Below are 9,339 nucleotides of genomic sequence, written 5' to 3'. Positions count from 1 at the left end.
CCCCAGGGCCGAGATTCAGGTCGGAAACAAACACATCCCGGTTGTGGCGCATGAGGCGGAGGGGGACGAACGTGTCCGGCTCTGGACGGAGGTCGTCGCGCGCGAGCGTGGCTACGCCGAGTACCAGCAACGCACGACCCGGCGCATTCCGGTCGTTGTACTGGAGCCTGCAACAGCGCGTTAGCACGGAGGTACAACTATGCTCAGGGAACTAGCCCCGAACCTGTGGGTGACCGAGCGGCCGCAGCGCTTCGGCGGCGTGGAAGTCGGAACGCGCATGACCGTGATCCGTCTGCCCGAGGAGAAGTTGTTTCTCCATTCCCCGGTGACTCTCGACGCCGGGCTCCGCGGTGAGTTGGGTCGTCTCGGTGTGCCGCGATTTGTCGTCGCTCCCAACCGATTTCACCATCTCTATGCCGGCGAGTACACGCGGGCGTATCCAGACCTGGCACTCTTCGTCGCCCCAGGCCTCGAGACCAAGCGGCCAGACCTCGCCGTCCGTGGAGTCCTGAACGCAGACGCGCCACCCGGCTGGCGCGATCAGATCGACCAGTTGCTGGTTCACGGTTACCCGCTGCTGAACGAGGTGGTTTTCTTGCACCGGGCGAGCCGAACACTCATCGTGTCGGATCTGGTGTTCAACATCCATGACGACAGCCCGTCACTGACCCGATTGATCTTCCGGCTCATCGGCGCATATGGCCGCTGTGGCCCGAGCCTGTTGGAAAGAATCCTGGTTCGCGATCGGGCTGCAGCGCGCGACAGCTTGACGCGCATCCTCACTTGGGACTTCGACCGCGTCATCCTTGCGCATGGCCGGCTTCTCGAAAGTGGTGGAGGTGCGGCGCTGCGGGACGGCTACGCCTGGCTCCTCTAGCCGATGCGTACTCACGGCGGCTTGACGGAAGGCCAAGGGGACAGGCAATCAGAAGAGGAAAGCACGCGGAGGACGGAATGCCTGACACATATAGGATAGACGACATCGACCTGCACGCCGTGGCACGCGGTAACGGAACGCCGATCGTGCTGCTCCACGGCTTTCCCCTGGATCACACCATGTGGAATGCACAGACGGAGGCCTCGGCGGAGCGCTGCCAGGTGATCGTGCCCGACCAACGCGGTTTCGGGCGCAGCCCGTTGGGTACGCATACGTTGACGATCGAGCGCCTGGCCGATGACCTTGCGGCCCTGCTCGACGCGATGCACAGCCGGGAACGCGCGATCGTCTGCGGTCTGTCGATGGGCGGGTACGTTGCCCTCGTGTTCCACCGCAAGTACGCCACGCGCGTGCGTGCCCTGATCCTCTGCGACACGCGCGCCGACGCCGACACGCAGGCTGGGGTCGCCGATCGGATGGCGTTGATCGAACGGGTGCGCGCGACCGGCCCCACGGCCGTGGTCGAAGCCATGCTGCCCAAACTCGTTGCCGCCGCCGCATTCGAGCAGCAGCCGCAGGTCGTTGAAGACGTACGCCGAATGATGCTCGCGACACCACCGGCAACGCTCGAGGCCGCCCTGCGCGCGTTGGCGACGCGGCCAGATTCCACCGAGCACCTGACCCACATCGACGTGCCGACCCTCACCGTGGTGGGCGAGCACGATGCCATCACGCCCGTGGAGGTCATGACCGCCATGGCCGACGCCATTCCGAAGTGTCAGCGCGCGGTAATCCGCGGAGCCGGACACATGTCGCCGATGGAACGCCCCGCGGAGTTCAACACGGCACTGGTGGAGTTTTTGAAGAAGCCAGGCGTGCTGGCTTAGGGAGCAGTCGCAACTCTGGCGCACGGCTTTGTTGTGGAGATCAACTTGGAAAACAAATGTTTCTCCACGCCGTCGACCCGAATGCCAACACTCAGAAGTATCTTTGCCCAATCATACCGCAGAAACTGAGCCATATGCCTGGGTTCGAAGAGCCAGAGGTAGGCTGAGAACACCAGGTTCGTGACCAGACCGGCTTCCGGCTCGTAATCGACAATATACAGCTTGCCGCCGTCCTTCTCCCCGCAAGAGCAAGGTTACGGGCACGCGACGACATCGGTCTCGTGTACAACCATTTGCAGAGATTGTACCCGTTTTGCGCCTTGCGTTGCAGTCCCGGAACCTGCAATCTATGGCCTCATATGTTTACGGGAATCATCGAAGAAGTCGGCGAAGTGGCTGAGACGGGAACTGGAGAACTTCGCATCCGCGCGCGGCAGATACTGGAAGACACCAAGCTGGGTGACTCCATCGCGATTAACGGCGTCGACCTGACCGTGGCGGAGTTCGACAGCAATTCCTTCAAGGCGCATGTCATGCCCGAGACCTATCGCCGCTCCAACCTTCGGGTATTGAAGCCCGGGGATCGGGTCAACCTCGAGCGCTCGGTACGCCCGACGGACCGGCTCAGCGGCCACATCGTTCGTGGTGTCGTTGAGGGAACGGCAACTATTCAGTCTGTGGAGCCTGAGGAAAACGCGATAATTGTGCGCTTCCGGACGCCACCGGAACTCCTGCGCTACATGGTGGTGAAGGGGCCTGTCGCCATCGACGGAGCCAGCCTCACAATCATCGACAAGACCGCCGACAGCTTCGCCGTGTCATTGGTTGAGTACACCCAAGAGCACACGAGCTTGCTCCGCAAACGTCCGGGGGAGTCGGTCAACATCGAAACTGACATTATTGCCCGCTACGTGGAAGGGCTATTCCCAACCGTGAGAACGGAGACCCGCTAGTTCTCAGCATTCGTAAAGTTGAGGAATCCAGCTCTGCCCCGGTATAGCGCTTGCTTGAAACGGGCTAGGGGATTCTCTAGCGTGAGCAGTACCTATGAATAGAAAAGCGCGGTTCGTGGTCGCGGCGTTTCTGCTAGCTGGGGCCGTGGGGTACCTGATGTATTCTGGCGTGCGGCAGACCGCCGTATATTATTTCACCATCAACGAGTTTCTCGCCCAGAAGGAAAGTTTGGCCAACGAAGGCATTCGGGTTGCCGGCCGCGTGGAGCTGGGCAGCGTGGCCAAGAAGATGACCCCGATGGGTGAGGAACTGAACTTTCGGCTGGGCGAATTCAAAACCGACGGCAGCAACGATGGCACCGTGCCGGTTCATTTCGTCGGCATCGCACCCGACATGTTCAAGGCAGCTGGCGGAAGCGACGTGATCGTTGAGGGGAAATACCGTGACGGCATGATTTACGCCCAGAGCCTACTGACCTCCTGTCCTTCGAAGTACGAAGCCGAAACGGCTAAGCCATAGGGGATGTGATGGTAGACGTAGGTTCTTTGGCGTTGGTCATCGGCTTGGTGCTGGCGCTCTATGCGGTCGGCATGTCGTTGGCCGGGGCGTACTGGCGTAAGCGCGACTTCATTGCCAGCGCGGAGCATGCGGCGCTGGCGGTGTGGGGGCTGGTAACGATCGCCGTGGCAGCCCTGATGCACGCGCTGGTGACGCATGATTTCAGCCTCGAGTATGTGGCCCACTACACCAGCAGCACCCTGCCGCTACAATACGTGATTGCAGCCCTCTGGGGCGGCCAAGCCGGGTCCCTACTCTTCTGGCTGTTCATCCTGACCTCGATGACGGCGGTGGTGTTGCTGCAAAACCGCGAACGCAATCGCGAGCTCATGCCCTACGTCACCGCGGTCCTGATGATCGTCGCGATTTTCTTTCTGGCGATGCTCAACTTCATCACGCCGCCGTTTCAGCGGCTGGCGTTCACGCCCGCTGAAGGTCAGGACCTGAACCCGCTTCTGCAGAACTACTGGATGACCATCCATCCGCCGTCGCTCTATATCGGCTACGTCGGCTGCGCCATCCCGTTTGCCTTCGCGATGGGGGCGCTGGTCACCGGCAAGCTCGGCGACCAATGGATCCGGACGACGCGGCGCTGGACGCTGCTGGCGTGGTTCTTCCTCAGCATGGGCAACCTGTTCGGCGCCCAGTGGGCCTATCTAGTGCTCGGCTGGGGTGGCTACTGGGCCTGGGACCCGGTGGAGAACGCGGCCTTCCTGCCGTGGCTGACGTGCACCGCGTTTCTGCATTCGGTCATGATCCAGGAAAAGAAGAACATGCTGAAAGTGTGGAACATGGTGTTGGTCATCCTCACCTTCGCCCTAACGATTTTCGGCACCTTCCTCACCCGCAGTGGGGTGATCTCGTCCGTCCACTCCTTCACGCAGTCCGGCTTGGGCCCATTCTTCATCGGATTCCTTGGCGCCACGCTGGTGGTCTCCATCGGCCTGCTCATCTGGCGTCTGCCGCAGCTGAAGAGCGAGAACGAACTCGATTCCGTGCTCTCGCGTGAATCCACGTTTCTGCTCAACAACCTGATTCTGGTCGGTATCGCCTTCGCCGTCTTTTGGGGAACGGTGTTCCCGGTCATCTCCGAAGCCGTGCGCGGCATCAAGATCACCGTGGGCCCGCCGTTCTTCAACAAGGTCAACGCCCCCCTGGGCCTGGTGCTGTTGTTCCTCACCGGCGTCGGTCCGGTGATCGCGTGGCGGCGGGCCTCGGCGCGGAACCTGCAGAAGAATTTCCTGATGCCGGTATCTCTCGGCCTGCTCGTGGGCATCATCCTGTTTGCCAGCGGCGTGCGCCACTACTACGCCATCATCTCCTTCTGTCTCTGTGCGTTCGTTCTGACCACCATCGTCATGGAGTTTCATCGCGGTATTCGCGCCCGCCAGGCCATGGTAGGTGAGAACTCGCTCACCGCGCTGCTCCATCTCATCGGCAAGAATCGCCGCCGCTACGGCGGCTACATCATTCACCTCGGCGTGGTCATGATATTCCTGGCCATCACTGGAACCTCGGCGTTCAAAGTGGAGAAGCAGATCACCGTCAAACCGGGCGATACCTTCCCGATGGGGCGGTACACCCTCCGCTATGACGGCGTCAAGTCGCACGAGACGCCACACATCGCGTACCTGACCGCCGATGTCGCGATCCTCGACCATGGTCGTCAGATCGATACGCTGCGGCCGGAGAAGCGGTTTTACAAGAAGCCCCAGCAGCCTACGACCGAGGTCGCGATTCGCTCCACGGTCGGCGCAGACCTCTACCTCGTCCTCGGCAGCTACGACGAAGCGTCGAAAATGGCGACGATTCAAGCGTACATCAATCCGTTGGTGGGTTGGATGTGGTGGGGTGGGGTGGTGTTGGCTCTCGGAACGCTTGTAACCATCGTCCCGAGCCGGGCGCCCGCGCGGGCGCCCGCCTACGCACCCAGCCGCGGCCCCCAGGCCGTGGCCACGGAGTGAGCGCCACAGCGGCCATGGGTAGACATCTGCCGCGGCGCCTCGGACTCGCCGTCGTGTTGTGCGCCGTCGCATTGCTGGCCGGCGCCTTCGTCCCACGCGTGCGGAGCGTGTTGGGTGCGGCTCCGGCTTCATTCCAGGACATCGAAGAATCACTCACCTGCCAGTGCGGCTGTGGATTGACGGTACACGCCTGCAATCACCTGCAGTGCGGCTCGGCTATACCATTGCGCCAGGAGATTCGCGCCCAGATGGACCTGGGTAAGGGGAGAGAAGAGATTCTGGCCTACTTCAAGAGCAAGTACGGTGAGAAGATCTTGTCGTCCCCGACGACCTCCGGATTCAATATCCTCGCGTGGGTCACGCCCTTTTTCATGCTTGCCATTGGCGGATTGCTGGTGGGGCTGACCATCCTGCGCTGGAGCGCCCGCAGTCATCCGGCGGCGCCCACAGGGGAGGCTCCGGAGATCCCTGCCCCGTCACCGTATGACAAGATCCTCGAAAAGGAGCTGAAGGATTTCGGGGAGTGACGAGAGAGCCATCAGCGGTCAGCAATCAGCTGAGGGCTGATCGACGTGACGGCGGAACAGGAAGATGCTAGACGTTTCCCAGGGGCTGAGGGCTGACAGCTGAGCGCTGACGGCTTTTCTTCTGATGACTATCGCGATTGGACTGTTGATGGTGGTGGCGGCGGCGGCATATGTTGCCGCACCATTCTTCACCAACGCGCCAGCTGGGCTTGACGGGGTGCCATCGGTAAGCGCGTCCGAGCGGCAGAAACTCGAGCGGCAGAAGCTCGAAGCCTATTCCGCCATCAAAGAGCTGGAGTTCGATTATCGCATGGGCAAGCTTTCAGAAGCCGACTTCACTGGCATCCGCAACAAGTATATGGCTGAGGCCCTCGATGCCATCAAGGTTCTCGATACGGCGAAGACGGCGCAAACGCGGGAGCGTGCCGAGAACCGCCGCCAAGCTCGCATCGCGTTCTGTCCCGCTTGCGGCCGTTCCGTCCCCCAGCGGGCGCACTTCTGCCCAGCCTGCGGCCGCCAACTGAAGGAAGAAGCGGTCGCTTAGTCAGCTCAGTGTGAGGGCTTCCGGTCAACCGTCGGCGCGGCCAGCCACCCGCTCATCAACCACCACCCGCGCCAGTCCTGGCAGGTCGGAAATGATCCCATCGACACCGAACGCCAGCAGCTCTTCCATCTCCTTGCGGTCGTTGATTGTCCATGCATGCACCTCGAGCCCGTAGCGATGGGCAGCCGCCACGCTGTCGGCGGTGACCAGCTCGATGTCACCGAAGCGGGTCGGAATCTGCAGCGCCTGGCCCTCCGGACGATAGCCGTCGAAATTGGATGCCTGCACCCGCGAGATGAAGTCGCCAACCTCCCCGGTGGCGAAGCTGGTCGCCATCTCGCCCGCGTGGCGGCGGATGTGGCTCATGATTGAATCGTGCTCGGCCGCCAGCAAGACCCGGCCTTGCGCGTTCAATTGATTGATGATTCGCACCACCTCTTCCACGATCGGCGGCTGCTCTTGCTTCACCTCGATGTTGCAGCGGGCCAACGGGAAGCTATGCAGGACGGCTTCCAGCATCGGCAAGCGGACACCTTGGCCCCGATACGGAAAGTCACGACCGTCACGCGAGAACTGGTGCCCCGCGTCCAGCTGCTGCAGCTCGTGCCAGTAATGCTCACCCACCGCGCCGCTGCCGTTGGTGGTGCGTTCCAGCATGGGGTCGTGGATGACCACGATCACGCCGTCGCGGCTGCCGTGAACGTCGAGCTCGAGCACGTCGGCACCGAGCGCAAGCGCCAGTGCAAATGACGGGAGCGTATTCTCCGGTGCCAGAGCGGCTGCACCGCGATGGCCGAACACACGCGGCTTTGGTCCTGCAAAATATCCGGGTGACATGCCATGAGTCTGTCACAGAGCGGTGGCGGTGAGAAGAGAGTCGGATCGAGCTAATGTTCGGAGTCGTCCCCCCGCACAGCGGCGCGCGTACGGCGCCCCTCGTCCGCTCGACAAGATTGATTCACTGCGTAAATGAGGCGATGACTAGAGGCAGCAATGGCTCGATTATTCCGGCGCTGCCTAGTGCTTGGCACGTTGTTGTTTGCCCTCACCGGCGGGGCGACCTTCTGGACGTGGCGCCAATTGATCACGCCGGTGGCATTACCACCCGGTGGCGCAGTGGTATCGATTGGACCGGGAGAGCCCTTCCGCACCACCAGCGCCCGGCTGCAAGCGGCGGGCGTGGTCCGGCACGCCTGGGTGCTGCGCCTGTGGGCGCGCTGGAAGGCGCTGGACCGCCTGGTCCGCAGCGGCGACTACCGTTTCGATCAACCCCTCTCGCCGCTCGAGGTGCTCGCCCTGCTGCGCTCGCCGATGGCGGCGTTGCACCGCGTCACCATCCCGGAAGGCAGCACCCTCAGCCAGGTGGCCGCGCTACTCGCGACCGCCGGCTTTGGCGGCGCGGATCAATTCCTCTGCCTGGCCCACGACCCGCACTTTCTGCTCAGCCTCGATGTGCCCGGCAGCGGCCTGGAGGGGTATCTGTTTCCCGACACCTACGCTTTCGCGTGGAGCACGCCGCCCGAGCGCATCCTGGCCGTGATGGTGGAGCACTTCCATGAGGAGACCGCGCGGCTCCAGCCGCTCCGCCTCGACTCCGACATGAGCGGACGCGACATGGTCGTCTTGGGCTCCGTGATCGAGAAGGAGACCGGGGTCACCGACGAGCGCGCCCTGGTTTCCGCGGTGTTCCACAACCGCCTGCAACTGGCCATGCCCCTGCAGTCGGACCCCACCGCCACATACGGTCGCGACGTGCACGGCGCACCCACGGCGGCGGACATCGCGGTGGACTCGCCCTACAATACCTATCTGCACCAGGGGCTCCCACCGGGCCCCATCTGCAATCCGGGTCTGGCGGCGCTCCGTGCCGCGGTGACGCCGGCAAAAGTGCCGTATCTCTACTTCGTATCGCGCAACGATGGAACGCACGCCTTCTCGCGCACCTTCGAAGAGCACAACCGTGCGGTGGCCCGCTTCCAGCGTCATGCCAACCGCCCTTGACAGTGTGGCGGCGGCAGTCGCAGGGCGTGGCCCCATCCGGCGAGCGGCCGAAGCCTCTCGCCGGACGGGGTGGGTTGGGGGGCCCAGACTTTCGAGCTATATCTTGGGATTCTTGCGGAAGCGCCGCCGCGCGGGGCCGCGCAGCTCGCGTTGCTCAGGGGTTGAGGCGGGCGGGCCACCAGCCGGGCGGCGCAAGGCCACTAGCATCTTCCACCGTTTTTCCACTTTTGACCATTTCCCGGTCGCCATCAGCTGCATGCCCTACCTCCCGCTTGTTAACCGATGAGAAGGCAAGCGGCATGCCAGCAAAAGGGACGGACGACCCTCTGATTTCCCCCCTTCCGGTGCACAAGTTGGTACAACCGCGGTGGAGAATTGTGTACACCGGGCGCGTCGGCGCCGGGTGCGCGCGGGCGCACGGCCGTGCGCCCGCCCCTACCCTTCGGGAGCTTCGCGCCGATCCGTACTGAGAACCACCTCGTGAATCTCCAGCACGTTGGGGCCGGCAAACATCTCGGCGGGCGGTCGATTGCTGTGGGCCTTGCGGAACGACTCACTCTTCGTCCAATTCCAGAACGCTTGTTCGCTTTCCCAGTAGGTTTGCACCAGGTAATAGCCTTGCTCTGCGGTCTCTTCCCATTGTCCGGTCTGGTGGCTGAAGCGGCGCTGCACCGGCCGCAGGATCTGGTTCTTGATGAATCCGGGCGAGCGGTCGATGAGATGCGCCCGCTGGCGGAAGCGCTCTTCGAAATCTGACTCATGGCCTGTGGCCACGGGAATACGGTTGGTCACGACAAACACGATTGGCCCTCCTGCGCACAAGACTATCCCGCGAACCGACCAAGAGCGAGTCCAACACTAGGAAACAACGTGACGGTTGCGCCGGGGGGGCTTTGCACAAAAGCTAGCATAACGTCGCCAGCTTTTGTGCAGGAACCGGGGTTGCACAAAAGCTCGGATTGATCCCCAACTCGTACATGCCGTGTATCAGGCAGCGGATGTTGTGCGCCAGCACCTTCAACAGCAG

Annotated in this window: 11 protein-coding genes; 9 read left to right on the top strand and 2 right to left on the bottom strand. The window is 62.6% G+C overall.

Annotated elements, in window-relative coordinates; translation table 11 throughout:
• From VF515_13470 to VF515_13435, 8 genes are all read left to right on the top strand, one after another.
• On the top strand, positions 1-184 hold a 184-nt coding region (locus VF515_13470), incomplete at its 5' end, for a nitroreductase/quinone reductase family protein (protein ID HEX7408646.1).
• A 15-nt stretch (positions 185-199) separates the two neighbouring features.
• A complete protein-coding gene (locus VF515_13465) occupies positions 200-877 on the top strand; it encodes a DUF4336 domain-containing protein (protein ID HEX7408645.1) in 678 nt (225 codons plus the stop codon).
• Between the two features lie 77 nt (positions 878-954).
• A complete protein-coding gene (locus VF515_13460; protein HEX7408644.1) occupies positions 955-1,764 on the top strand; it encodes an alpha/beta fold hydrolase in 810 nt (269 codons plus the stop codon).
• 359 nt (positions 1,765-2,123) lie between these two features.
• The gene (locus tag VF515_13455) at positions 2,124-2,717 is read left to right on the top strand and encodes a riboflavin synthase (protein ID HEX7408643.1); all 594 of its coding nucleotides are present in this window, start codon (positions 2,124-2,126) and stop codon (positions 2,715-2,717) included.
• 94 nt (positions 2,718-2,811) lie between these two features.
• Positions 2,812-3,237: a cytochrome c maturation protein CcmE gene (locus VF515_13450; protein HEX7408642.1), complete on the top strand. Its 426-nt coding sequence runs from the start codon at positions 2,812-2,814 to the stop codon at positions 3,235-3,237.
• Positions 3,238-3,245: 8 nt separating this feature from the next.
• Positions 3,246-5,240: a heme lyase CcmF/NrfE family subunit gene (locus VF515_13445; protein HEX7408641.1), complete on the top strand. Its 1,995-nt coding sequence runs from the start codon at positions 3,246-3,248 to the stop codon at positions 5,238-5,240.
• A 14-nt stretch (positions 5,241-5,254) separates the two neighbouring features.
• Positions 5,255-5,767: a cytochrome c-type biogenesis protein CcmH gene (locus VF515_13440; GenBank protein HEX7408640.1), complete on the top strand. Its 513-nt coding sequence runs from the start codon at positions 5,255-5,257 to the stop codon at positions 5,765-5,767.
• A gap of 124 nt (positions 5,768-5,891) precedes the next feature.
• A complete protein-coding gene (locus VF515_13435; protein ID HEX7408639.1) occupies positions 5,892-6,311 on the top strand; it encodes a zinc ribbon domain-containing protein in 420 nt (139 codons plus the stop codon).
• Positions 6,312-6,335: 24 nt separating this feature from the next.
• Here the strand turns inward: VF515_13435 and VF515_13430 are convergent, their stop codons facing one another.
• Complete coding sequence (locus VF515_13430) at positions 6,336-7,148, bottom strand: glycerophosphodiester phosphodiesterase (GenBank protein HEX7408638.1); 813 nt, start codon at positions 7,146-7,148, stop codon at positions 6,336-6,338.
• 156 nt (positions 7,149-7,304) lie between these two features.
• Here VF515_13430 and mltG point away from each other — a divergent pair, with 156 nt between their 5' ends.
• Positions 7,305-8,312 carry an endolytic transglycosylase MltG gene (mltG, locus tag VF515_13425; GenBank protein HEX7408637.1) on the top strand — a complete coding sequence of 336 codons (1,008 nt, stop codon included), beginning with the start codon at positions 7,305-7,307 and terminating at the stop codon, positions 8,310-8,312.
• Between the two features lie 435 nt (positions 8,313-8,747).
• Here the strand turns inward: mltG and VF515_13420 are convergent, their stop codons facing one another.
• Positions 8,748-9,113, bottom strand: coding sequence for an antibiotic biosynthesis monooxygenase (locus VF515_13420; protein HEX7408636.1), 366 nt, complete (start codon positions 9,111-9,113; stop codon positions 8,748-8,750).
• Positions 9,114-9,339 lie beyond the last annotated feature (226 nt).

This window comes from Candidatus Binatia bacterium, from assembly GCA_036382395.1.
Lineage (GTDB): Bacteria > Desulfobacterota > Binatia > HRBIN30 > HRBIN30 > JAGDMS01.
The sequence above is the reverse complement of the archived record's forward strand: the minus strand, read 5'-3'. Positions and strand labels throughout refer to the sequence as shown.

Coding starts and splice junctions, on each gene's coding strand:
- mltG (HEX7408637.1), top strand. CDS start 7,305: ATGGCTCGATTATTCCGGCGCTGCCTAGTGCTTGGCACGTTGTTGTTT.
- VF515_13440 (HEX7408640.1), top strand. CDS start 5,255: ATGGGTAGACATCTGCCGCGGCGCCTCGGACTCGCCGTCGTGTTGTGC.
- VF515_13465 (HEX7408645.1), top strand. CDS start 200: ATGCTCAGGGAACTAGCCCCGAACCTGTGGGTGACCGAGCGGCCGCAG.
- VF515_13450 (HEX7408642.1), top strand. CDS start 2,812: ATGAATAGAAAAGCGCGGTTCGTGGTCGCGGCGTTTCTGCTAGCTGGG.
- VF515_13460 (HEX7408644.1), top strand. CDS start 955: ATGCCTGACACATATAGGATAGACGACATCGACCTGCACGCCGTGGCA.
- VF515_13455 (HEX7408643.1), top strand. CDS start 2,124: ATGTTTACGGGAATCATCGAAGAAGTCGGCGAAGTGGCTGAGACGGGA.
- VF515_13445 (HEX7408641.1), top strand. CDS start 3,246: ATGGTAGACGTAGGTTCTTTGGCGTTGGTCATCGGCTTGGTGCTGGCG.
- VF515_13430 (HEX7408638.1), bottom strand. CDS start 7,148: ATGTCACCCGGATATTTTGCAGGACCAAAGCCGCGTGTGTTCGGCCAT.
- VF515_13435 (HEX7408639.1), top strand. CDS start 5,892: ATGACTATCGCGATTGGACTGTTGATGGTGGTGGCGGCGGCGGCATAT.